This window comes from Conyzicola nivalis (genome assembly GCF_040548875.1).
Classification (GTDB): Bacteria; Actinomycetota; Actinomycetes; order Actinomycetales; family Microbacteriaceae; genus Conyzicola; species Conyzicola nivalis_A.
In genome coordinates, this window is the sequence record NZ_JBEPSJ010000004.1 from 1 (window position 1) to 22,637 (window position 22,637).

General features: G+C 68.1%; 23 protein-coding genes. 9 read left to right on the plus strand and 14 right to left on the minus strand.

Annotated features, from left to right (window positions below; all coding sequences use genetic code 11):
• Positions 1 to 223: 223 nt before the first annotated feature.
• Both ABIE21_RS14490 and moaA read right to left on the minus strand, forming a co-directional pair.
• Positions 224 to 583 (minus strand): MoaD/ThiS family protein, encoded by a 360-nt coding sequence (locus tag ABIE21_RS14490; RefSeq protein ID WP_354025556.1) that lies wholly within the window; start codon positions 581 to 583, stop codon positions 224 to 226.
• Positions 576 to 1,643, minus strand: a complete 1,068-nt coding sequence (gene moaA, locus ABIE21_RS14495) for a GTP 3',8-cyclase MoaA (protein ID WP_354025557.1) — start codon at positions 1,641 to 1,643, stop codon at positions 576 to 578. Before moaA ends, ABIE21_RS14490 begins: the two co-directional genes overlap by 8 nt.
• Positions 1,644 to 1,782: 139 nt before the next feature.
• Here moaA and ABIE21_RS14500 point away from each other — a divergent pair, with 139 nt between their 5' ends.
• The 8 genes from ABIE21_RS14500 to ABIE21_RS14535 all read left to right on the plus strand — a co-directional run bounded on the left by ABIE21_RS14500 (position 1,783) and on the right by ABIE21_RS14535 (position 7,329).
• Positions 1,783 to 2,376: a sulfite oxidase-like oxidoreductase gene (locus tag ABIE21_RS14500; RefSeq protein ID WP_354025558.1), complete on the plus strand. Its 594-nt coding sequence runs from the start codon at positions 1,783 to 1,785 to the stop codon at positions 2,374 to 2,376.
• Positions 2,373 to 3,107, plus strand: a complete 735-nt coding sequence (locus ABIE21_RS14505; protein ID WP_354025559.1) for a ferredoxin reductase — start codon at positions 2,373 to 2,375, stop codon at positions 3,105 to 3,107. Before ABIE21_RS14500 ends, ABIE21_RS14505 begins: the two co-directional genes overlap by 4 nt.
• Position 3,108: 1 nt before the next feature.
• Positions 3,109 to 3,363: a DUF6510 family protein gene (locus ABIE21_RS14510; protein WP_354025560.1), complete on the plus strand. Its 255-nt coding sequence runs from the start codon at positions 3,109 to 3,111 to the stop codon at positions 3,361 to 3,363.
• Positions 3,364 to 3,461: 98 nt separating this feature from the next.
• Positions 3,462 to 3,656 carry a hypothetical protein gene (locus tag ABIE21_RS14515; RefSeq protein WP_354025561.1) on the plus strand — a complete coding sequence of 65 codons (195 nt, stop codon included), beginning with the start codon at positions 3,462 to 3,464 and terminating at the stop codon, positions 3,654 to 3,656.
• Positions 3,657 to 3,762: 106 nt separating this feature from the next.
• Positions 3,763 to 4,683, plus strand: coding sequence for an ABC transporter ATP-binding protein (locus ABIE21_RS14520; RefSeq protein WP_354025562.1), 921 nt, complete (start codon positions 3,763 to 3,765; stop codon positions 4,681 to 4,683).
• A complete protein-coding gene (locus ABIE21_RS14525) occupies positions 4,680 to 5,480 on the plus strand; it encodes an ABC transporter permease (protein ID WP_354025563.1) in 801 nt (266 codons plus the stop codon). The genes ABIE21_RS14520 and ABIE21_RS14525 overlap by 4 nt, the downstream gene beginning before the upstream one ends.
• Before the next feature lie 35 nt (positions 5,481 to 5,515).
• Positions 5,516 to 6,682, plus strand: a complete 1,167-nt coding sequence (locus ABIE21_RS14530; RefSeq protein WP_436232350.1) for a sensor histidine kinase — start codon at positions 5,516 to 5,518, stop codon at positions 6,680 to 6,682.
• The gene (locus tag ABIE21_RS14535; protein ID WP_354025565.1) at positions 6,679 to 7,329 is read left to right on the plus strand and encodes a response regulator transcription factor; all 651 of its coding nucleotides are present in this window, start codon (positions 6,679 to 6,681) and stop codon (positions 7,327 to 7,329) included. The genes ABIE21_RS14530 and ABIE21_RS14535 overlap by 4 nt, the downstream gene beginning before the upstream one ends.
• A gap of 242 nt (positions 7,330 to 7,571) precedes the next feature.
• Here ABIE21_RS14535 and ilvC read toward each other — a convergent pair whose 3' ends face one another.
• The 12 genes from ilvC to otsA all read right to left on the minus strand — a co-directional run bounded on the left by ilvC (position 7,572) and on the right by otsA (position 21,551).
• On the minus strand, positions 7,572 to 8,597 hold the full coding sequence (ilvC, locus tag ABIE21_RS14540; RefSeq protein ID WP_354025566.1) for a ketol-acid reductoisomerase: 1,026 nt from the start codon (positions 8,595 to 8,597) through the stop codon (positions 7,572 to 7,574).
• 91 nt (positions 8,598 to 8,688) lie between these two features.
• Positions 8,689 to 9,195 (minus strand): acetolactate synthase small subunit, encoded by a 507-nt coding sequence (gene ilvN, locus ABIE21_RS14545; RefSeq protein ID WP_354025567.1) that lies wholly within the window; start codon positions 9,193 to 9,195, stop codon positions 8,689 to 8,691.
• 6 nt (positions 9,196 to 9,201) lie between these two features.
• Entirely contained in the window at positions 9,202 to 11,016 is a 1,815-nt protein-coding gene (locus ABIE21_RS14550; RefSeq protein WP_354025568.1) for an acetolactate synthase large subunit, read from the minus strand.
• A gap of 38 nt (positions 11,017 to 11,054) precedes the next feature.
• Positions 11,055 to 12,764 (minus strand): dihydroxy-acid dehydratase, encoded by a 1,710-nt coding sequence (gene ilvD, locus ABIE21_RS14555; RefSeq protein WP_354025569.1) that lies wholly within the window; start codon positions 12,762 to 12,764, stop codon positions 11,055 to 11,057.
• Positions 12,765 to 12,796: 32 nt separating this feature from the next.
• Positions 12,797 to 13,192 (minus strand): monovalent cation/H(+) antiporter subunit G, encoded by a 396-nt coding sequence (gene mnhG, locus ABIE21_RS14560; RefSeq protein ID WP_354025570.1) that lies wholly within the window; start codon positions 13,190 to 13,192, stop codon positions 12,797 to 12,799.
• On the minus strand, positions 13,189 to 13,527 hold the full coding sequence (locus ABIE21_RS14565; protein WP_436232351.1) for a monovalent cation/H+ antiporter complex subunit F: 339 nt from the start codon (positions 13,525 to 13,527) through the stop codon (positions 13,189 to 13,191). Before ABIE21_RS14565 ends, mnhG begins: the two co-directional genes overlap by 4 nt.
• Positions 13,524 to 14,075, minus strand: a complete 552-nt coding sequence (locus ABIE21_RS14570) for a Na+/H+ antiporter subunit E (protein ID WP_354025571.1) — start codon at positions 14,073 to 14,075, stop codon at positions 13,524 to 13,526. The genes ABIE21_RS14565 and ABIE21_RS14570 overlap by 4 nt, the downstream gene beginning before the upstream one ends.
• Positions 14,068 to 15,630, minus strand: coding sequence for a Na+/H+ antiporter subunit D (locus ABIE21_RS14575; protein WP_354025572.1), 1,563 nt, complete (start codon positions 15,628 to 15,630; stop codon positions 14,068 to 14,070). The genes ABIE21_RS14570 and ABIE21_RS14575 overlap by 8 nt, the downstream gene beginning before the upstream one ends.
• On the minus strand, positions 15,627 to 16,067 hold the full coding sequence (locus tag ABIE21_RS14580; protein WP_436232352.1) for a Na(+)/H(+) antiporter subunit C: 441 nt from the start codon (positions 16,065 to 16,067) through the stop codon (positions 15,627 to 15,629). The genes ABIE21_RS14575 and ABIE21_RS14580 overlap by 4 nt, the downstream gene beginning before the upstream one ends.
• A complete protein-coding gene (locus tag ABIE21_RS14585) occupies positions 16,064 to 18,961 on the minus strand; it encodes a Na+/H+ antiporter subunit A (protein WP_354025573.1) in 2,898 nt (965 codons plus the stop codon). The genes ABIE21_RS14580 and ABIE21_RS14585 overlap by 4 nt, the downstream gene beginning before the upstream one ends.
• 227 nt (positions 18,962 to 19,188) lie before the next feature.
• Positions 19,189 to 20,004: a trehalose-phosphatase gene (gene otsB, locus ABIE21_RS14590; RefSeq protein ID WP_354025574.1), complete on the minus strand. Its 816-nt coding sequence runs from the start codon at positions 20,002 to 20,004 to the stop codon at positions 19,189 to 19,191.
• Positions 20,004 to 21,551, minus strand: a complete 1,548-nt coding sequence (otsA, locus tag ABIE21_RS14595) for an alpha,alpha-trehalose-phosphate synthase (UDP-forming) (protein ID WP_354025575.1) — start codon at positions 21,549 to 21,551, stop codon at positions 20,004 to 20,006. The genes otsB and otsA overlap by 1 nt, the downstream gene beginning before the upstream one ends.
• A 105-nt stretch (positions 21,552 to 21,656) precedes the next feature.
• On the opposite strand from otsA, the gene ABIE21_RS14600 reads away from it, so the two are divergent.
• Positions 21,657 to 22,625, plus strand: a complete 969-nt coding sequence (locus tag ABIE21_RS14600; protein WP_354025576.1) for a magnesium transporter CorA family protein — start codon at positions 21,657 to 21,659, stop codon at positions 22,623 to 22,625.
• Positions 22,626 to 22,637: the final 12 nt, after the last annotated feature.

Genomic DNA, 22,637 nt, shown 5'->3' on the forward strand with positions numbered 1-22,637 from the left:
GCCGGATCAGAAAAGTCGCACCACACCGCCGACTCTCACCCGCCTTCGTCGAAGCACTCGCCGACCAGAAACCCGACACCGAGAAACCCGAGACCGCCACCGACGACAGCTGGAACACCCCCGACAATCCCGGAGACGTGATGCCGTTCTGACCTGCACCGGTCCAACCCGCAGCGCCGCTCTGCCCGACGTCGCAACCGCGTCGTTCCGCCGTGCTGACCGGTCAGCCGCCGGCGAAGGGAGGTAGCACGTCGACTCGCAGGCCGAGCGTGCGGGAATCGTCACGACTCACGACGCCGTCGACGAGGAACGAACCGGAGGCGAGAACGCGTGCCATCGGGTCGCCGTACTTCGCGACGAGCTCGGCGCGCAGCGCACCCACCGTCGCCAGGGCCGGAAGAGTCTCTTCGAGCCGGCCAGCGGCATCCGCCGCCGCCGCGAAGTAGCGCACCGTCACGCTCGCCCCGACGACGACTGCGCCTGCCTCGGCGCCCGCATCAGCGCCGGCCCCCACATCAGCGCCGGCCCCCGCATCAGCGCCGGCAACCGCGGTCGGTGAGGCGTACCCGGAAACGTCAGCCACCGATCGCTCCCATACTGCGGACGGGGCGCACGAAGTCGGCGCGCTCCATGCCGTGACCGGCCTGCTTGCCCCACATGGCCGCACGCCACCAGTCGGCGATGAGCTCGTCGCTCGCGCCGTCGCGCATGAGTCCGCGCAGGTCGGTCTCGTCGTCTCCGAAGAGGCACGAGCGCACGGTCCCCTCGGCGGTGAGCCGGGTGCGGTCGCAGGCAGAGCAGAAAGAACGCGTGACCGAGGCGATGATGCCGACTGTGGCGGGACCGCCGTCGACGATCCACTCCTCGGCGGGCGCCGAAGGGTCTTCGCGATGCGGCTGGGTGAGAGTGAACCGCTCGCCGAGCACGTCGAGCAGCTCGGCGGCGTCGATCATGTTGTCGCGCGCCCATGCCTCGTCGGCGTCGAGGGGCATCTGCTCGATGAAGCGCAGCCGCACGCCGTGGGCGATCGACCATTCGAGCAGGTCGATGGCGCCATTCAGCGTGTCACGCATCAGCACGGCGTTGATCTTGAGCGGTGTGAGACCGGCGGCCTGCGCCCCGGCGATGCCGGCGAAGACGGCGGGCAGCCGGTCGCGCCGGGTGAGCCGCGCGAAGTGATCGCGGTCGACGGTGTCGAGCGAGATGTTCACCCGGGTGAGTCCGGCGGCGACGAGCGCGTCGACTCGCTTGTCGAGACCGATGCCGTTGGTCGTCATCGAGATCGAGGCGCCCTGGGCGACGGATGAACTGAGCCGGATGATCTCCTCGAGGTCGTTTCGCATGAGCGGTTCGCCGCCCGTGAAACGGATGTCGCGCACCCCGAGGTCGCGCACGGCGATTCCGACGAGCCGGCCGATCTCGGCCGCGGTGAGCAGGTCGTTGCGTGCGATCGCGGGGAGCCCGGCCTCCGGCATGCAGTAGGTGCAGCGCAGCGAGCACTTCTCCGTGATGGACACGCGCAGGTCGCGCGCCTCGCGTCCGAACTGGTCGACCAGCCCCGCGACATCCGGTCGTCCGTGGGTCGAGGGCATCCGGGCCGGGTCGCGCCGGATCATCGGTATTCCGAGTCCGAGGCGTGTCATGTAGCAACCCTAGTTCGTGACCGGCGAGAAGGTGAGCCGCGCGGTCAACACACCGCCGCCACGAACACCGTCACGGCATGGAGCTACGCGATTCGGCGGGGTGATCGCTAGGCTGGGTTTCTAACCGAAGGGTAGTGACATGGGCATCATCTCTCGTGGTTTCTCCGGGCGGTCTCGTGAACAAAATCCCGAGCTTCCCCCCGGGCAGTTCCTGACCGAGGACTTTCCCGTTCTGTCTGCCGGGCCCACCCCGCGCATCGACACCGACGAGTGGGAATTCACCATCAGCACCGAAGACGGCACCGTGCATCGCTGGAGCTGGGCCGACCTGATGGCCCTCCCGGTCGAAGACGTCGCCACCGACATCCACTGCGTCACCCGCTGGTCGAAGCTCGGCACCTCGTGGCGAGGAGTGTCGCTCGACACCCTGTTCGCCGGCATCGACACCAAGTACGGCTACACCATGGCGCACTCGTACGGCGGCTACACGACCAACGTCCCCCTCGCCGACCTCCTCGGAGGCAAGGCGTGGATCGCGTTCGAGTTCGACGGCCAACCGCTCGACCCCGAGCACGGCGGCCCCGCCCGACTGCTGATTCCGCACCTCTACTTCTGGAAGAGCGCGAAATGGGTGCGCGGCATCCAGATGCACAAGGGCGACGACCCCGGCTTCTGGGAGCAGAACGGCTACAACATCTACGGAGACCCCTGGCTCGAACAGCGGTATTCGTGACCGCTCTCGCTCCGACAAGCGTGTGGAAGGTAGGCGTCGTGGCATCCGTGCACACCGAGACCCCGACCGGTCGCAGCATCATGATCGACGTTCCGGGATGGGGCGGCAACCTCGCGGGCCAGCACCTCGACCTGCGCCTGACCGCACCCGACGGCTATCAGGCCGTGCGCTCGTACTCCATCGCGTCCGCGTCATCCGGCGACCGTGTGGAGCTCGCCGTCGACCGCCTGCCCGACGGAGAAGTGTCGCCGTACCTGGTCGACGAGCTGCAGCCGGGCGACGAGATCGAACTGCGCGGCCCCCTCGGCGGCTGGTTCGTGTGGCGTCCGGAGCTGACCGAGCCGGTGCAGCTCATCGGGGGCGGCTCCGGCATCGTGCCGCTCATGGCGATGGTGCGCGCTCATGCGGCGTCCGGGAGCACCGCGAGATTCCGGCTGCTCTACTCGGTGCGCACACCCGAAGACGTGTTCTTCAAGGACGAGCTGATGGCGTTCGCGTCCAGCGAGATCGAGATCACCTGGGTCTACACGCGCGCTACCCCTGCCGGGTGGGCGACCCCCGCCGGTCGCGTGAGCCGCGACATCCTCACCTCGTCCACCATCCCGGCGAACGAGAACCCCGCGGTCTTCGTCTGCGGCCCGACCGGGTTCGTCGAGACCGTGGCCGACCTGCTCGTCGAGCTCGGCCACCCCGCGGCATCCGTGAAGACAGAGCGGTTTGGAGGCAAGTAGCGTGAACCACGTCGACGGAAACGTGCTCGCCGGTCCGCTGTCCGAGCTGTTCAGCGTCGACATGACGCTGGCCACAGGTCGATGCGTCGGATGCGGAGACGAGTCTGTGCTCGCCCGCGCGATGGTCTACGAGTCGGGAACCGACCTGGTCGTGCGATGCAGCCACTGCGACGACGTGATGATGACGCTCGTGCACACCCCGGGCGACCTGCGCATCGAACTGCGGGGAATCGGCATGATCAAGGTCCCGCTGTGACCGAGCGTCTACCCCCAGTTCACGGGAATACCCGTGCGGAGCGCCGCGCCCTACGGTTGCAGCAGGCACGGGGGGTGCCTGACGCTCCAGGGGGAACAATGCACGAGACGACAGCGGTCGGGCAGGAATCCGGGTCAGCGGACGCACGGATCTGGTTTCTCCCGTCCGGTGTCGCTCGCGGCGAGCGCAACGCACACCGCTTTCGCGGCTGGGCGATCGCGATCAGCGTCGCGGTAGTCCTGTGGGGCATCATCGGCGTAGTCATCGCCTCGCTCGTCTCCTGGGTCAGCTAGAGCCATACCGGTCGCCTGACGCACACGGCCCGTCGGCACCGTGGTACCACTCGACGGGTACCCGGGTCGATACCCCGCCGCCATCGGCTTTTCTAATGTCGAAGGCATGATCCAAGTTGAGCAACTCACCAAGTCGTACGGCGGCAAGACCGTGGTCGACGATGTCACCTTCCGGGTAGAGCCGGGCAGCGTCACCGGCTTCCTGGGCCCGAACGGGGCCGGCAAGACCACGACCATGCGCATGCTGCTCGGTCTCGAGCGTCCCGACTCCGGCCGTGCGCTCATCGGCGGCAGACGCTACGCGGAGCACCGGGCTCCGATTCGCGAGGTGGGTGTGCTGCTCGACGCGCGAGCGGCGCACCCCAATCGCAGCGCCCGCGACCACCTGCGCATCATCGCCCGAACGCACGGCATCTCCAACCGCCGCGTCGACGAGATGATCGGACTCGCCGGCCTCGAAAGCGTGGCGAAGAAGCGGGCAGGCACTTTCTCGCTGGGAATGGGGCAGAGGCTGGGTATCGCGGTTGCCCTGCTCGGCGACCCGCGTGCGCTCATCTTCGACGAGCCGGTCAACGGCCTCGACCCCGAGGGCGTCAGCTGGATCAGGTCGCTCACCAGATCTCTCGCTGCCGAGGGGCGCGCGGTGCTGATCTCCAGCCATCTCATGGCGGAGATGGCGCTGACCGCCGACCGGGTCATCGTGCTCGGCCGCGGCGCCATCCTCGCAGACGAGAGCATGGCCGACGTCGTCTCCGGCGCCGGCCGCGTTCGCGCACGCACCACGAGGGCCGTCGAGCTCGCAGACCTGGTACGCCGCGCGGGCGCCGAGGTGCTCCAACTCGACGCCTCCACGCTCGAGATCACCGGACTGACCGCAGAGACCATCGCAGAGACCGCCCGCACCAACAACATCCTGCTCATCGAGCTCGCCACCGTGCAGGTCTCGCTCGAAGACGCGTTCTTCGAACTGACCCATGGCTCCGTGGAGTTCCGACAGACAACGACGACCAGCGAGGACCCCCAATGAGCACCGCGACCTTCACCACCGACACCCGCATCCGCTTCGGCGGAGTGCTCGCCTCCGAGTTCACCAAGCTGGTCACCCTGCGGTCCATCTGGATCGTCGCCGTCGCCATGCTGGCCGCGGCGGGGTTGGTCGCGGTGGCCGAGGCGCAGAACAGCACCGCGCCGGGAGTCGATCCGGTCAGCGGTGTCGAAACGATGCTCTCGGTCTTCTGGATAGTCCGCACCGGAACGCAGCTGTTCGTCGCCGCGTTGGCCGTGATACTGGTCACGCACGAGTTCTCCAGCGGCACGATTCAGACCACGGTCATCAGCGTCCCCCGTCGCCTGCCGGTGCTCGCGGCGAAGGCGGTCGTCGTCGCGGTCGTGACGACGCTGCTCTCGCTCCTGTCGTCGCTCGTGCAGTACGCGGCAGCCATGCCGCTGCTCGATCCGGTGGGCCGGGGAGCCTCGATCGCCGACCCCGTCATCGTCACGGCCGCGCTGGCAGACTCCCTGTACCTCGTCGTCGTCGCCGTATTCGCTCTGATGCTCGCCACGATTGTGCGCAACGCGGCAGTGGCGATCACCATCGTGATCGCCATCCTCTTCGGCGTGATCCTCGCGGCTCCGGCTCTACCGATGATCGCGGATGTGCCCGGCGAGTACTTCTTTCTGTCCTACGCTGCAGATATGACAACCTCGGCGCTCTACAACCCGGCCGCCGCCGCCGACCTAGGGCGCAACCTGGCGGTCACACTCGCCTGGCTGGTTCTCCCCGGCGCGGCCGCTTCGGTGCTCTTCGCTCGGAGGAGCGTCTGAACCGTGCCGGGGCGTCAGGCACAGGGCAGCGCCCGGTGCTCTCCTCCGACTCCCCACTACCGCGTCCCGGCAGGCTGGCGGGAATTCTCGAGCGGTCGCCGAGAACGACCGACACGCTCGTGGCAGCCTCCGCCCTCGTCATCGCCTACCTTGTAGAGACGGCGCCGTACCACCAGATCGACGTGCGACTGTTCATCTTCGCCTTCGTCGCGTGCGCTGCTCTGCCGTTCCGCCGCTCCCGCCCCGTCGCAACGCTGTGCGTCGTGCTGGTCGCGACGTGCGCCCTGGTGGTCGTGGACCGGTACCCGACGTGGATATGCCTCGGAATCGCGGTCTACTCCCTCGCCGTCTTCCGCTCTGCCCGTTCGGCCGCCGCCGTCGCCGCTATCTCTATCGCCGTCGTCGTGGCGGCCGAGATCGCCTCTGCCCGCGACAGCGACATCGCGATGACGTTGACGGCGGCGACCGTCACGGCGACCGTCACGATCGCGCTGCTCCTCGGCATCATCCGAGGCAGCAGGATTCGTTACGTCGCCGCCGTCGTCGATCGGTCGGCCCAACGCGAACAGCTCGCGGTGATCGGCGAACGCAACCGAATCGCCCGCGAGATGCACGACGTCGTCGCCCACGGTCTCTCGGTGATGGTCCGGCTCTCCGACGGAGCGGACGCGGTCGCCGATGCCGATCCGGAGCGGTCTCGTGAGGCCGTACGTCAGATCGGGGCTACGGGTCGCGCCTGCCTCGCCGACATGAGACGGCTGCTCGGCGTTCTCGACGACGGTGTGGAGGCCAGCCGGGCCCCGCAGCCCACGTTGGGCGAGCTCGAGCCCCTGCTCGAGACCTACCGCGCGACGGGCATGCCGGTCACCCTGCGGGAACGAGGCATCCGCCCCACCGACCCCGCCGTGCAGCTGGTCGTCTATCGCGCCGTGCAGGAGTCGCTCACCAACGCGCTGCGGTACGCGGTCGGCGCTCGGCACGTGCTCGTCTCGCTGCGCTTCGACGACGAGGAGATCGAGGTGGATGTCACGGACGACGGCAACTCGGACGTGCCCACGACGACGGTCGGGACCGGCCACGGGCTGCTCGGACTGCGTGAGCGCGCCGCTCTCTACGGAGGACGAGTCGACGCCGGCCCGCTCGAAGGCTCGGGCTGGCGCACCCGGATGACCATCCCACGACCAGAGGACGACCGTTCATGAGCGACATCACGATTCTCCTCGTCGACGACCAGGCCCTCATGCGGATGGGCATGTCGATGGTGCTCGGCCAGGCCGACGGCATGCGCGTCGTCGGCGAGGCGGCCAGCGGCGAGAGCGCGATCGAGCGAGTGCGGGCACTGAAGCCCGACGTCGTCCTGATGGACGTGCGGATGCCCGGAATGGACGGGATCGAGGCCACACGGGTGATCGCGCGCGACCATCCCGCGAGCTCGGTCATCATCCTCACCACATTCGACCTCGACGAGTACGCGCTCGGCGGGCTCAACGCGGGGGCGAGCGGCTTCCTGATCAAGGACACACCAGCCGCGGAGCTCGTGCAGGCGGTGCGGACCGTGGCCGACGGCGATGCCATCGTCTCGCCGCGCATCACCCGGCGGCTGCTCGAGATACACCGCTCCGCCATGGCCCCGACTGACGCAGACTCGAACGCCCACGCGTCGCTCACCGACCGCGAGCGCGACGTGCTGCTCGGTATCGCCCGCGGACTCTCCAATACCGAGATCGCGGCGGAACTGTTTCTGTCGGAGTCGACGGTGAAGACCTACGTGGGCCGTGTCCTGGCGAAGCTGGGCGTGCGCGACCGGGTGCACGCTGTCATCCACGCCTACCAGAGCGGTCTGGTCTGATCGCCACCGGCGAGCGGTCGAGCTTCAGCCTCGTCCCATGCCGACGGGGGCGCGGGCCTCTCTGACACGCGAAAACGCCCGCCCTCCCCGACTCGTGGTCGGGAAGGGCGGGCGTCGGTCGTGCTCGGCTGGCGAGCCGCGAGCTTAGCGAGCGGCGGAGCCGTCGGTGCGCCGGAGCGAAGCGCAGACGCTGACAAGCACAGCGTCGGCTTGCCGACTGCACCGGCGGCGGAGCCGCGAGCTTAGCGAGCGGCGGAGCCGTCGGTGTAGTCGGAGTCCTGCTGCTTCCACGCGAAGAGAGCGCGCAGTTCCTTGCCGGTGGCCTCGATGGGGTGCGCTGCACCCTTCTCGCGGAGGGCGAGGAACTCGGGGGCTCCGGCGTCCTGGTCGGCGATGAAGCGCTCGGCGAACGCGCCGCTCTGGATGTCGGCGAGAACGGCCTGCATGTTCTCCTTGACCTCGGGGGTGATGACGCGGGGGCCGGAGACGTAGTCGCCGTACTCGGCGGTGTCGGAGACGCTCCAACGCTGCTTCGCGATGCCGCCCTCCCACATGAGGTCGACGATGAGCTTGAGCTCGTGCAGCACCTCGAAGTACGCGATCTGCGGCTGGTAGCCGGCCTCGGTCAGGGTCTCGAAGCCGTACTGGACGAGCTGCGAGACGCCGCCGCAGAGAACTGCCTGCTCGCCGAACAGGTCGGTCTCGGTCTCTTCGGTGAACGTGGTCTTGATGCCGCCGGCGCGGAGGCCGCCGATGGCCTTCGAGTACGACCAGGCGAGGTCCCAGGCGGCGCCGGTGGCGTCCTGCTCGACGGCGACGATGACGGGAACGCCACGGCCGGCCTCGTACTCGCGGCGCACGGTGTGACCCGGGCCCTTGGGTGCGACGAGGAGCACGTCGACGCCGGCGGGGGCGGTGATGTAGCCGTAGCGGATGTTGAAGCCGTGGCCGAAGACGAGCGCCTTGCCCTCGGTGAGGTTTGCGGCGATGTCGTCGGCGTAGAGGTGACGCTGGCTCTGGTCGGGAGCGAGGATGACGATGACGTCGGCCCAGGCCGCGGCCTCGGCGCCGGTCAGAACGGTGAAGCCGGCTTCTTCGGCCTTGGCCTTCGACTTCGAGCCCTCCTTGAGGCCGACGACGACCTCGACACCGGAGTCACGGAGGTTCTGGGCGTGCGCGTGGCCCTGCGAGCCGTAGCCGATGACGGCCACCTTCTTGCCCTGGATCAGGGCGAGGTCTGCGTCTTTGTCGTAGAAGATCTCAGTCACTTTGTTCATCTTTCTGTTTCATCGATGGATTTATGCATCAGTGGTACTTAAGTCTTGCCGCGGCACGCCGTGCCGCTCATCCGTGCAATTACTAGTTCTTGAAAACGCGCTCGGTGATGCTCTTGCTCCCGCGCCCGATGGCGAGAAGACCGCTCTGGGCGATCTCCTTGATGCCGTAGGGCTCGAGAATTCTCAGCAGCGCCTGGATCTTCCCGCTGTCGCCCGTGGCCTCGACCACGAGCGCGTCTGTGGCCACGTCGACGATGCTGGCGCGGAACAGCGAGACCGCCTCGAGCACCTGCGAACGGGTCGTGTTGTCGACGCGCACCTTGATGAGCATGTGCTCGCGGGTGACCGACGTCGACGAGTCGAGCTCGACGATCTTGATCACGTTCACGAGCTTGTTCAGCTGCTTGGTGACCTGCTCGAGCGGAAGCTCCTCGACGTCGACGACGACGGTGATGCGCGAGAGTCCGGGGATCTCGCTCTTGCCGACGGCGAGGCTCTCGATGTTGAAGCCGCGGCGGGCGAAGAGCCCGGCGACCCGCGTGAGCAGACCGGGTTTGTCTTCGACCAGGAGGGAAAGGACGTGGCTCATGGGGGTCTACTCCTCTTCCCACTCGGGGGCGTGGTCGCGGGCGTACTGCACCTGCGACATTCCGACGCCCTGCGGCACCATCGGCCACACCATGGAGTCGCGGCTCACGATGAAGTCGATGACCACGGGGCGGTCGTTGGTGTCGAGTGCGAGCTGGATCGCGGCATCCACCTCGTCCTGCTTCGTCACCCGGATCCCGAGCGCGCCGTACGCGTCGGCCAGCTTGACGAAGTCGGGCACCATGGCGGTGCCGTGTCCGGTGTTGAGATCGGTGAACGAGTGGCGCCCGTCGTAGAACAGCGTCTGCCACTGGCGCACCATGCCCAGCGAGGAGTTGTTGATGATCGCGACCTTGATCGGGATGTTGTTGATGACGCAGGTGGCGAGCTCCTGGTTGGTCATCTGGAAGCATCCGTCGCCGTCGATCGCCCAGACCACGCGGTCGGGCTCGGCGACCTTGGCGCCCATGGCTGCGGGGACGCCGTAGCCCATGGTGCCTGCGCCGCCGGAGTTGAGCCACGAGTTGGGGCGCTCGTACTTGATGAACTGCGCGGCCCACATCTGGTGCTGGCCGACGCCGGCGGCGTAGATGCCCTCCGGCCCGGTCATCTGGCCGATGCGCTCGATGACCTGCTGCGGAGACAGCAGCCCGTCGTCGGGCATGGTGTAGCCGAGGGGGAACTGCTCGCGCAGTCCGCTCAGGCGGGTCCACCAGTCGGAGTAGTCGGGGGTGGTCTGCTCGACGGCTGTCGCCCAGGCGGCGATGAGGTCGATAATGACCTCCTTCGCGTCGCCCACGATCGGCACGTCGGCCGCGCGGATCTTGCCGATCTCGGCCGGGTCGATGTCGACGTGCACGATCTTGGCGTTGGGGGCGAACTCGCTCGTCTTACCGGTCACCCGGTCGTCGAAGCGGGAGCCGAGGGCGATGATGAGGTCGCTCTCCTGCAGTCCGAGCACCGCGGGCACCGTGCCGTGCATGCCGGGCATGCCGAGGTGCTGCGGGTGCGAGTCGGGGAACGCGCCGCGGGCCATCAGCGTGGTGACGACGGGCACACCGGTCTTCTCGGCGAGCTGCAGCAGTTCGGCCGAGGCTTGGGAGCGGATGACTCCGCCTCCGACGTAGAACACCGGGCGAGCGGCGGCCGCGAGCATCTCGGCGGCGGCGGTGATCTGCTTGCCGTGCGCCTTGGTGACGGGACGGTAGCCGGGCAGGTCGAGCTTGGGCGGCCAGACGAACGGCGCCGAGTTCTGCTGCGCGTCCTTCGTGATGTCGACGAGCACCGGGCCGGGGCGGCCCGTCGTCGCGATGTGGTACGCCGAGGCGATGGCCGCCGGCACATCCGCCGGGTCCTTCACGAGGATGGAGTGCTTGGTGATCGGCATGGTGATGCCGATGATGTCGACCTCCTGGAAGGCGTCGGTGCCCATCAGCGTGGAGAACACCTGACCGGTGATCGCGAGCAGCGGCACCGAGTCCATGTACGCGTCGGCGATCGCGGTCACGAGGTTCGTGGCGCCGGGGCCGGAGGTCGCGATGGCGACGCCGACCCGGTTGGACGACGCGGCGTAGCCTTCTGCCGCGTGGCCCGCGCCCTGCTCGTGGCGCACCAGGATGTGGCGGATGTCGGTGTCGGCCATCAGCTCGTCGTAGAACGGGATGATCGCGCCGCCCGGCAGTCCGAACACGTCGGTGATGCCCAGGTTCTTGAGCGAGCGGAGCACCGCGCCCGAGCCGGTGAGGATCTCCGGCTCAGTGGACTGCGGCTTCTTCGGCGGTCGGGGGCTGGCCGTTGACACGGCTGGTGAGTCCGTGGACATGGGTTTCCTTAGAAGTAATGGTGAGTGATACCGCGCATTTAGCCGGTGACTGCGCCTTCTGCGGCGGAGTGCACGAGCTTCGCGTACTTGGCGAGTACGCCTCGGGTGTAGCGCGGGGGAAGGGGAGCCCAGCCGTTTCGGCGAGCTTCCAGCTCTGCCGGTTCGACAAGTAGGTCGAGTGAGCGAGCTGCGATATCGACCCGTATAAGATCACCATCGCGCACGAAGGCAATAGGACCTGCGTCTACTGCTTCGGGAGCTATGTGGCCGATGCACAGTCCGGTTGTGCCGCCTGAGAATCTGCCGTCCGTCAACAGTAGTACATCTTTGCCGAGCCCTGCGCCCTTGATGGCGGCGGTGATGGCCAGCATCTCGCGCATGCCGGGTCCGCCCTTGGGGCCCTCGTAGCGGATGACCACGACCTCGCCCTTCTTGATGCTGCCCTCGGTGAGCGCGTCGAGTGCGGCACGCTCACGCTCGAACACGCGGGCCGGACCCTCGAAGACCTCTGCGTCGAAGCCGGCGGTCTTGACGACGGCGCCCTCGGGGGCGAACGAGCCGCGAAGGATCGTGAGGCCACCCGTCGCGTGGATCGGGTTGTCGAGGGTGCGCAGCACCTTGCCGTCGAGCGGGTCGGGGTTCAGCTCGGCGAGGTTCTCGGCGAGGGTCTTGCCGGTGACCGTCATCACGTCGCCGTGCATGAGACCCGCGTCGAGCAGCGCCTTCATCAGCACCGGCACTCCGCCGTTGCGGTCGACGTCGTTCATCACGTACTTGCCGAAGGGCTTGAGGTCGCCGACGTGGGGCACCTTGTCGCCGATGCGGTTGAAGTCGTCGAGCGTGAGCTCCACCTCTGCCTCGTAGGCGATGGCGAGCAGGTGCAGGATGACGTTGGTCGAGCCGCCGAGAGCCATCGCGACGGTGATCGCGTTCTCGAAGGCCTCCTTGGTGAGGATGTCGCGGGCGGTGATGCCGAGTCGCAGCAGGTTGACGACCGCCTCGCCGGAGCGGTGCGCGTAGTAGTCGCGGCGGCGGTCGGCTGCGGCGGGGCTCGCGGAGCCCGGCAGGCTGAGCCCGAGGGCCTCGGCGACCGACGCCATGGTGTTGGCGGTGTACATTCCGCCACAGGCGCCCTCGCCGGGGGCGAACGCGCACTCGATGCGGTGGGCGTCTTCGAGGCTCATGGTGCCGGCCTTGACGCCGCCCACCGCCTCGAAGGAGTCGATGATGGTGATGTCCTTCTCGGTGCCGTCTGTCAGCTTGACCCAGCCGGGGGCGATCGAGCCGGCGTAGAGGAACACGCTGGAGAGGTCGAGGCGCGCGGCGGCCATGAGCATGCCGGGGATGGACTTGTCACAGCCGGCGAGCAGCACGGAGCCGTCGAGGCGCTCGGCCATCATCACGGTCTCGACGGAGTCGGCGACGACCTCGCGGGAGACGAGCGAGAAGTGCATGCCCTCGTGGCCCATGGAGATTCCGTCGGAGACGCTGATGGTGCCGAACTGCAGCGGGTATCCGCCGCCCCCGTGCACACCCTCTTTCGCGGCCTGCGCTAGGCGGTCGAGCGAGAGGTTGCAGGGCGTGATCTCGTTCCACGAGCTCGCGATGCCGATCTGGGGCTTCTCCCAGTCGGCGTCGCCCATTCCCACGGCGCGCAGCATGCCGCGCGAGGTCGTCGCCTCGATACCGTCGGTGACGGTGCGTGAGCGGGGCTTGATGTCGATGGCGTCTCGGGATGTGTCCGGCATATTACGAGTGTAAAGCTCCCGCGGTGCCCGGGTTACGCGCGTGCGTCGTCCGTGCCCCGTCGGGAGTCTGCCGCGTCAGTGGACGCACGGTTGACGGCGTCCTCGAGTTCGTCGACGACGAGCGTCTCTTTGGAGAAGTTGCCGGTGCGGTAGCCCGCACGGCCCACCATGTGCGCCGAGATGGGCGCGGTGAGCATCTGGAAGAGCACGATCGGGATCACGAGCAGCAGCGTTGCCCACTCACGCGACTCGAGCGCGATCGCGAGCACAACGAAGATGAGCCCGAGGATCTGCGGCTTCGTCGCGGCGTGCATGCGGCTGAGCGCGTCGGGGAAGCGCACGAGTCCGATGCCGGCGGCCACGGAGAGGAAGGCGCCGAGCAGCAGCGAGATGGAGGCCAGCAGGTTGAGGGTCTCGTCGAAGGTCACGGTGTCGCCTCCTCGCCAGTGCCCGGGCCCGGATCTGCCAGAGTGCCCGGATCTGCCAGGGTCGCCTGCGTCGGCACCCTGTCCTGCTTCGACACGTAGCGGGCGACGGCGATGGTCGCGAAGATCGCCGTGCTCGCGAGCACGACCATCAGGGGGATGGTTCGGGTGTGTCCGTTGTAGACCATCTCGGCGCCGACCACGAGCATGAGCGTGGTCAAAAGGACGTCGGATGCGATCATCCGGTCGAGGATGGACGGCCCGCGGACGATGCGGTAGACGGTGAGCAGCGCCGCGATGGTGAACAGCACGCTCGTGACGATGAAGACGACGTTCACTGCTTCATCCTTTCGATGTCTTCACGCGAGCCGAGAGCACGGACCAGGCTGCGTTCGACGCGCTCCACCTCGGCCCTGGCCGTCGCCACGCTGTCGCCGGGACCCGTGCCGAGAACGTGCAGGTAGAGGATCGAGCGCTCCCGGTCGGCCTCGAGCACGAGGGATCCGGGGATGAGCGACACGGCGATGGCTGTCAGGGTCATGATGAGGTCGGAGCGGGTGAACATCTGCGCCGCGATGACGCCGTTGCCGCGGATCGGCTGGGGGCTGAAGGCCTGCAGCGCGACCTGGAACGAGCCGACGACGAGCCGCCAGGAGAAGTGGCCGAGGAACAGGGCGAGGTGCCAGACGTTGAGGCGTCCGGAGAACTCGACCGGGGGGAGGTAGAACGCGCGTGTGACGACGACCGCCAGCACGAGCCCGGTGACGAAGCTCAGCGCGGTGAACTGTCCCCAGAGCAGCATCCACAACACCACCAGCACGACCAGCAGCGGCACCTGCAGCCAGAGGCGCACCTTGGCGTTTCTCTTCACCGCTCGCTCAGTCATCGATGCCTCCCGGGAACACGCTGTCGACGTAGAACGACGGACCCTCGAGGTTCTCGCCCGCCCGCGACGCGATGCCGTAGAGCGGGCCGGCGAAGACGGTGAGCGCGAGGCTGACGACGACCATGCCGCCGGTCGCCGCGGTCATGAGCCGCGGCACGGTGCGGGTGGCGCGCATGGCGGGTGCGCCCGGGGCCTCGCTGACGTTGTTGAGCAGGGTGGACTCGTAGCCCTCGACCTCTTTCGAGGAGCGCCAGAACGCCATGTTCCAGACGCGCACGAGCGCGTAGAGGGTGAGCAGCGACACGAGGGCTCCCGCGCCGATGAGCACGTACGCGATGGGCGTGCCCTGCTGGGCGCTCGCCTCGAAGAGAGCGAGCTTGCCGATGAACCCGGAGAAGGGAGGGATCCCGCCGAGGTTGAGCGCGGGAACGAAGTAGAGCACGGCCACGATCGGTGCCGCCTTGAGGAGCCCGCCGAGCTTGGTGATCGACGTGCTGCCGCCGATGCGCTCGATGAGCCCGGCCGCGAGGAAGAGCGTCGACTGCACGACGATGTGATGCACGATGTAGTAGATCGCCGCGGCGGTGCCCTCCGCCGCACCGAGCGCGACGCCGAGGATCATGTAGCCGATGTGGCTGACGAGGGTGAACGACAGGATCCTCTTGATGTCGGCCTGCGAGACCGCGCCGAGCACCCCGATCACCATGGTCAGCAGTGCCACGATCATCAGGGCGGTGTTGAGCTCAGGTCCTGGGAAGAGCACGGTCTCGGTGCGGATGATCGCGTAGACGCCCACCTTCGTGAGCAGGCCGGCGAACACCGCGGTGACCGGCGCCGGCGCCGTCGGGTAGGAGTCGGGCAGCCAGAACGACAGTGGGAAGACCGCGGCCTTGATGCCGAACGCGACGAGCAGCATGACGTGCAGGATGATCTGCACGTCGGTCGGGATCTCGGCCATGCGCGCGGAGATCTGCGCGATGTTCACGGTGCCGACGGCTCCGTAGATCATCGCGATCGAGGCGAGGAACAGCAGCGACGAGAGCAGGCTCACCACGATGTACGTGACGCCGGCGCGGATGCGCGCCTCCGTGCCGCCGAGGGTGATGAGCACGTAGCTGGAGACCAGAAGGATCTCGAATCCGACGTAGAGGTTAAACAGGTCGCCGGCGATGAACGCAGTGAAGACGCCGGCGGCGAGGATGAGGTACGTCGGGAAGTAGATCGAGACCGGCGTCTCACTGTCTCCGTCGGCGAGACCCTGGCCCACGGAGTAGATGAGCACGGCGAGCAGCACGAGCGCGGACACCACGAGCATCAGCGCGGCGAGCCGGTCGACGACGAGCACGATGCCGAAGGGCGCCTGCCAGCCGCCGACCTCGACCACGAGCGGCGCGGAGTCGTCGACCACGACGAGCAGCACGACGCTGATCACGAGTACGGCGGCGAGGGTGCCGATGGCGACGAGGCGCTGCAGGTGCGGACGCTTGCCGAGGATGAGGGCGGATGCGGCGCCGAGCAGCGGCAGCATCACCACGAGGGGTACGAGGGTGATCATCGCTTCGGCTCCAGTTCGTCGCCGGGCAGGAACTCGGAGTCTTCCTTGGTCGACTCGAGCGTCTCGCCGAGGGCGGCGACCGTCGGATCGCGCAGTGCGATGTCGTCGAGGTCGTCGTCGAGGTCGTCGTCGCGTTCGAGTCGCCATGAGCGGTAGATGAGGGCCATGAGGAAGGCGGAGACTCCGAACGTGATCACGATGGCGGTGAGGATGAGCGCCTCGGGCATGGGGTCGGTCATCTCGCCCGCCGCGACGCCGTCTTCGACGATCGGCGCGCTGCCCACCTTGCCGACCATGGTCAGCAGCAGGAGGTTGGTGGCATTGCCGACGAGCAGGAAGCCGAGGAGCACGCGGGTCATGCTCCGTTCGAGCAGGAAGTAGACGCCGCAGGCGTAGAGCACCGCCATGATGCCGATGAGGACGAGGGAGATGCTCACGCGTTCACCTCCTCCGTCTTTTCGTCGTCGAGTTTCGATTCGTCTTCCTGCTGCCTGTCGACCTCGGCGCCGAGGCTGCGCAGAACGTCGAGCGTGAGCCCGACGACGACGAGGTAGACGCCGACGTCGAAGATGGTGGATGTCACGAACTCGACGTGCCCGAAGAGCCAGACGTCGCCCTCCCAGAACGTGGACTGCAGCGGAGCCTGCCCGAAGAAGAGGGGTACGAGCGCGGTGCCCACCGCGAGCACGAGTCCGGTGCCGAGCAGCTTGCCGGCGTCGACCGGGGCGGCGGCGCCGAGCTCGTGCCTGCCTCCCGCGAGGTACCGGGCGACGAGCGCGAGGCCGGCGACGAGTCCGCCCGCGAAGCCTCCGCCGGGCAGGTTGTGACCGGCGAACAGGAGGTAGAGCGACACGATGATGAGCGGGTGGAAGATGAGCCGCACCACGACCTCGAGCAGGATCGACCGGTTGCTCGCCGAGAGGGTGCGCCCGGCCAGCAGCCACGAAGTGCGGGAGTCGTCACCCGTCGCCTGCGCCGCATCCGCACTGGCCCGCTGCCTGCGGATCTTCTCCTTGGCCTCCTTGCGGGGCAGGCGGGGCAGGTTGTCGGTGCGTCCGCTGATGAAGATGAGGCTGGCGACGCCGGTGGCCGCGACGATGATCACCGAGAGCTCGCCCATGGTGTCCCAGCCGCGCAGGTCGACGAGGGCGACATTGACCACGTTGCGGCCGTGCCCCTGGTTGTACGCCAGGTCGGGCCACTGCAGCGAGATCGGGAGGGCGTTGCGCGCGCCGAGCGTGACGAGGGCGACGGTCGCCATGATGATGCCGACCGCCGCGCCGATGACGGCGCGGATGCCCCGGTTGGCGCTGCCGTTCTTCTCGCCGAGGCGCGCGGGCAGCCGACGCAGCACCAGCACGAAGGCCACCAGCGTGACGATTTCCACGAGGATCTGGGTGAGCGCGAGGTCGGGGGCGCCCTGCAGCGCGAACAGGCCGGCCATGCCGTAACCGGTGACTCCCACGAGAACGACGGCCTGGAATCGCTTGTTCGCGCGGGTCGCGGCGAAGGCGGCGATGATCATGACCGCGCCGATGGCGAGCTGGGCCGGGAAGTCCCAGAATTTGAACTCGGTCGGCCAGGTGCGGTTGAGGGCGAGCGCCGTTCCGACGGCGCCGACGAAGACGACGAGGATCACGCCGAGGTAGAAGGGCAGCGAGCCGCGCTGGGTCACGCTCGTGGTGCGGGCGGCGATGGTGTCGATCGCGCGCAGCACGTTCGAGTACGAGCCGGCCGCCGAGACCCGCGACGTCGAGACGGCGGCCACCGAGCGGCCACGCCAGACGAACACTGCGGCACCGAGAATCAGCGTTACCGCCGAGATCGCGAGCGCCGGCTCGAGCCCGTGCCACAGCGCGAGGTGGTAGCTGCCCTCGCCGTCGGCGGGGAAGGTCGTGGAGTACCCGCTCAGGGTGGCGTCGACCATGGGCGCCGCGAGTCCGAGCACGATGCCGCTCGCGGCGAGCAGCGCGGGGGCGAGCATAAAGCCGGAGCGCTCGTGCTCGGGGCGCACCGTCTCCACGCCCCCCTTGGTGAAGAAGGCGCCCCAGAAGAACCGGGCGCTGTAGGCGACTGTGAGCGCGGAGCCGAGCGCGGTGCCGACGAGGGCGAACCAGCCCATCGGGCTGCCGGCGAGGCCTCCCTCGAGCAGCGAGGTGAACACGGCCTCCTTGGCGACGAAGCCGAGGGCGGGCGGCAGGCCCACCATCGAGACGAGGGCGAGCGCGGTGATGACGGCGAGCAGCGGCGTCTTGCGCCCGAGGCCGGAGAGCTTGCGCAGGTCGCGGGTTCCGGAGCAGTGGTCGATGATGCCGACGACGAGGAAGAGCGTGCTCTTGTAGAGCGCGTGCGCGAGCAGCAGGGCGAGGGCCGCGAGGGCCGCGTCGCGGGTGCCGTAGCCGGAGATCACCATGAGGAACCCGAGCTGGCTGACTGTGCCGTAGGCCAGAACGAGCTTGAGGTCGGTCTGTAGCAGGGCGGTCCAGGCGCCGAAGATCATCGTGAGAACACCGAAGCCGACGGTGACCAGCTGCCATCCGGGCACCTCGGCGAAGCCCGGCGCGAACCGGGCGACGAGGTAGATGCCGGCCTTCACCATGGCCGCCGCGTGCAGGTAGGCGCTCACGGGGGTCGGCGCCGCCATCGCTGCCGGCAGCCAGAAGTGGAAGGGGACGATCGCCGACTTCGACATGGCGCCGACGAGCACGAGCAGGATGGCCACGGTCACGAGCGGGCCGCTCGGGGCGAGGGCGACGATCTCGGAGATGCGGGCGGTTCCGGTGTCGACGGCGAGCAGCACGAGACCGACGAACATCACCAGCCCGCCGAACGTGGTGACGAGCAGCGCCTGCAGCGCCGCACCACGGCTCGCCTTGCGCCCCGTGTAGTGGCCGATCAGGAGGTAGGAGAGAACGCTCGTCGCCTCCCAGAAGACGAAGAGCAGGTAGACGTCGTCGGCGATGACGAGGCCGTACATCGCGCCGGCGAAGGCGAGCAGGATGGCCGCGAACCGGCCGAGCCCCACCTCGGTGTCGGAGAAGTAGCGCGCGCAATAGACGAGCACGAGCGCACCCACCCCGGTGACGACGAGCGACAGCACCCACGAGAGCGTGTCGAGCCGCACCGCGACCGTGAGGTCGAGCTGCGGGACCCAGCGCACGCTCTCGAAGAGCTGTCCGCCGTCGAGTACGGCGTTCCACTGAGCGAGGGTGTAGGCGAAGGCTGCGGTCGGCACGACGGCGGCGACGAGGAAGATGCGGCGGCCGAGCACGCGCGTCAGCGGCATGAGTACGACCGATATCGCCCCGAACGCAATGAGAATCGCGAGCATGCTGCCTCCCAGTGCGTTAGTGCGGCAAGTACACGTCGCTGGAGATTACTCGGAAATTTCCCTGAAGCCGCCTCGCTAGTTTACCGGGTGATGCGTCGGCGATTACCCCCGGACGACGGCACTCGCGCAGGCCGAATACTCTGGTCGAGACATCCGCCCGGCGTTTCGGGAGCTCGTGAGCTTTATTCCCGCTTGGGCGGAGAGAAATTACGCAGCGGGCGAACGGCTCACTGCTCGTGGACGTCGCCCTCGCGCAGGTCGGCGAGCAGGGTGAGAGCGCGCGCGACCTCGACCGGTCCCTTGACTCGGTGGCTGGCGAGGGTCGAGCCCTCCCCCGCCTTCAGGCCGACGTCGTCGGCGTCGAGCGCCGCGAAGCCGTCTTCGTCGGTCACGTCGTCGCCGGCGAAGAACACGGCGGTGGCGCCCGTGTAGGCGCGGAGGTGTTCGATCGCCTCGCCCTTCGTGGTCGACCGGACCGAGAACTCGAGCACGTTCTTGCCGTCGCGCACCGTGAGGTCGTCGAGCTCGGCGGCGGTCTCGCTGAGGGCGACGAGGTGCGCCACCCGCGAGTTGTGCTCGGTCGCGAGCCGCGTGTGCAGGGCGAAACCGGCGGGCTTCGACTCGAGCCAGACCTCGTCGATCGAGTCGGCCACCTCGGTGAGCACCTCTTTCAGCACCTCGACGCGCTCGAGCTCGGCGGCGTCGAGGCCGATGATGTCGTCGGGGTTGTCGAGGCGGATCTCGATGCCGTGCGAGCCGATCAGCAGCGCGTTGTCGGGCAGCTGCGAGACGTGCTCGAGGCTGGCGAGCGACCGGCCGGAGACCAGAGCGACTCGGGTGTGCGGCATCTCGAGCAGGCGCAGAACTGCCGTGCGGGCCTCCGGCAGCGCGCGGGCGCGCTCTGGGTCGTCGACCTCGGGGGCCAGGGTGCCGTCGAAGTCGAGCGCGACGAGCAGCTGCTTGGTGCGGGTCAGCTCACGCAGTGCCCCGACGAGGGGTTCCGGCAGTCGGGAGAACGGGGGCGGGGTGTCGACGTCGACCATCAGAGTTCCGTGCCGCGCGGCACCCGCTCGACGGTCCACTCGAGGTCGCCGAGCGGGTCGTCGTCGATCAGATCGATCGACTCGGCGGTGTCCCTGTCGCCCCTGACGCCTGCGAGGGCGGAGAGGAACGCCGTCGACCAGCGCGACACGTCGTATTCGAGAACGCGCTTGCGCAGCGAGCGCATGCGGGCGGCCCGCTCGCGCTTGGGCATCGAGATGGCCTGCAGGATGATCTCCTTGAGCCCGTCGATGTCGTGCGGGTTGATGCGCAGCGCACGCTTGAGCTCGTCGGAGGCCCCGGCGAACTCGCTGAGGATGAGCACGCCGTCGTCGTCGAAGCGGGCCGCGACGTACTCCTTGGCGACGAGGTTCATGCCGTCGCGCAGCGCGGTGACCAGCATGATGTCGGCGGCGAGGTACAGCGCCGCCATCTCTTCGCGCGGGTAGCCGTGGTGGTGGTAGCTGATCGCGGTGTGGCTCATCGTGGCGAAGTCGCCGTTGATGCGCCCGACGGTGAGCTCGATCTCGTCGCGCAGGTCCATGTAGGCCTGCACGCGTTCGCGGCTCGGGCTCGCGACCTGCACGAGCGTCACGTCCTCCACCTTGATGCGGCCGTCGGCGAGCAGCTCGCCGTAGGCCTTCAGCCGGTGGCCGATGCCCTTCGTGTAGTCGAGCCGGTCGACGCCGAGCATGATCGTCTTCGGGTTGCCGAGTCCCTCGCGGATCTCCCTCGCCCTGGCCTGGATGTGCGGCTGGCGGGCGAGCTCCTCGAACGAGCGGGAGTCGATCGAGATCGGGAACGCCTTGGCGATCACGCGGCGCGTGGCGCGGCCGGGCGAGGCCACCTCGATGGTCGTCGTCTTCGTCGTCGACGTGGTGAGCCGGCGCACGGCGCGGGCGAAGTTGCTCGCGTCGGCCACGCGCTGGAAGCCGATGACGTCTGCGCCGAGGAGCCCCTCGATGATGGCGGCCCGCCACGGCAGCTGCGAGTAGATCCCGTACGGCGGGAACGGGATGTGGTTGAAGAACCCGATGGTCAGGTCGGGGCGCTTGTCGCGCAGCATCTTCGGCACGAGCTGCAGCTGGTAGTCCTGCACCCAGACGACTGCTCCCTCCGCGCTGACGGCGGCCGCGGCATCCGCGAATCGCTGGTTGACGGCGACGTAGCTCTCCCACCACTCGCGGTGGTACGTCGGCGGGGCGATCACGTCGTGGTACAGCGGCCAGAGGGTGTCGTTGCTGAAGCCCTCGTAGTAGTTCTCGACGTCTTCGGCGCTCAGAGGCACCGGCACGATGTGGATGCCGTCGTTGTCGAAGGGCGCGATGTCGAGGTCGGGGCGTCCGGCCCAGCCGACCCAGGCGCCGTCGTTGCTGCGCATGATCGGCTCGAGGGCTGTGACGAGCCCGCCGGGCGACGCCTTCCAGCTCGTCGCGCCGTCGTCGTCGACGACGTGGTCGACGGGCAGCCGGTTGGAGACGACCACGAAGTCGTACTCTGCGGCGTTCCCAGCGGTGGACGTTTCAGAACTTTCAAGGGGGGCGTTCACAACGCTTATGCTCCATTCGGATTGCGCACCAGCACCATCGTCGGCAAGCTTCTCTCAGGATACCAGCCGCGCTTCGCGCACCCCGCGCGCACCTAGCATTGCCTCATGGTGACTACCCGGCTGTACCGCGCAGGAAAACTGGTGAAGACCGATTTTCCGGTCTCCGAGATCTCCGACTATCTCACGGAGACGGATGCCACGGTCTGGGCCGATTTCACATCGCCGACCGCCGACGACCTGGCGTCGATCGAGGAGGAGCTGAACCTGCACAACCTCGCGGTCGAAGACGCGGTGCACGAGCACCAGCGCCCGAAACTCGACCGCTACGACACCCACCTGTTCCTCGCGGCCTACGCGGTGAGCCTCGACTCCGTCACCAAGGAACTGTCGAAGGTCGAGGTGAAGGCGTTCGTCACGGAGCGCGCCGTCGTCACGGTGCATCCGGAGAGCTTCGACATCACGACCGTCACCCAGCGCTGGGACTCGAACCCCGACCTCGCGTCGAACGGCGCCTCGTTCCTGCTCTGGGGCCTGCTCGACGTCATCGTCGACGGCCACTTCAACACGGTGCAGGACCTCGACGCCGAGATCGAGACCTACGAGGACCTGCTGTTCGACGGCAAGAACCACGGCCTGGAGATCCAGCGCAACTCGTTCGAACTGCGCAAGAACCTCGTTCTGCTGCGCCGCGCCGTGCTGCCGATGCGCGAGGTGGTGAACACGCTGATGCGCCGTGACATCGAGCTGATGCGGCACGACATGGCGCCGTACTTCCAGGACGTCTACGACCACGTTCTGCGCGCGACCGAGTGGACGGAGTCTCTGCGCGACCTCGTCGCGACGATCCTCGACACCAACCTGAGCATCCAGGGCAACCGGATGAACCTCATCATGAAGAAGGTCACGAGCTGGGCGGCGATCATCGCCGTGCCGACCGCGATCACAGGCTTCTTCGGTCAGAACCTGCGGTTCATCGGATTCGCCACGGCATGGGGCACCTGGCTGTCGATCGGACTGATCCTCGCGACGTCGCTCACGCTCTACGTCTCCTTCAAGCGCCGCGACTGGCTGTAGCGGCGCCCGTCA

Coding starts and splice junctions, on each gene's coding strand:
- ABIE21_RS14520 (WP_354025562.1), top strand. CDS start 3,763: ATGATCCAAGTTGAGCAACTCACCAAGTCGTACGGCGGCAAGACCGTG.
- ABIE21_RS14575 (WP_354025572.1), bottom strand. CDS start 15,630: ATGATCACCCTCGTACCCCTCGTGGTGATGCTGCCGCTGCTCGGCGCC.
- ilvD (WP_354025569.1), bottom strand. CDS start 12,764: ATGCCGGACACATCCCGAGACGCCATCGACATCAAGCCCCGCTCACGC.
- ABIE21_RS14585 (WP_354025573.1), bottom strand. CDS start 18,961: ATGCTCGCGATTCTCATTGCGTTCGGGGCGATATCGGTCGTACTCATG.
- ilvN (WP_354025567.1), bottom strand. CDS start 9,195: ATGAGCCACGTCCTTTCCCTCCTGGTCGAAGACAAACCCGGTCTGCTC.
- ABIE21_RS14515 (WP_354025561.1), top strand. CDS start 3,462: ATGCACGAGACGACAGCGGTCGGGCAGGAATCCGGGTCAGCGGACGCA.
- ABIE21_RS14500 (WP_354025558.1), top strand. CDS start 1,783: ATGGGCATCATCTCTCGTGGTTTCTCCGGGCGGTCTCGTGAACAAAAT.
- ABIE21_RS14535 (WP_354025565.1), top strand. CDS start 6,679: ATGAGCGACATCACGATTCTCCTCGTCGACGACCAGGCCCTCATGCGG.
- otsB (WP_354025574.1), bottom strand. CDS start 20,004: ATGGTCGACGTCGACACCCCGCCCCCGTTCTCCCGACTGCCGGAACCC.
- ABIE21_RS14525 (WP_354025563.1), top strand. CDS start 4,680: ATGAGCACCGCGACCTTCACCACCGACACCCGCATCCGCTTCGGCGGA.
- moaA (WP_354025557.1), bottom strand. CDS start 1,643: ATGACACGCCTCGGACTCGGAATACCGATGATCCGGCGCGACCCGGCC.
- ABIE21_RS14600 (WP_354025576.1), top strand. CDS start 21,657: ATGGTGACTACCCGGCTGTACCGCGCAGGAAAACTGGTGAAGACCGAT.
- ABIE21_RS14570 (WP_354025571.1), bottom strand. CDS start 14,075: ATGACTGAGCGAGCGGTGAAGAGAAACGCCAAGGTGCGCCTCTGGCTG.
- ABIE21_RS14550 (WP_354025568.1), bottom strand. CDS start 11,016: ATGTCCACGGACTCACCAGCCGTGTCAACGGCCAGCCCCCGACCGCCG.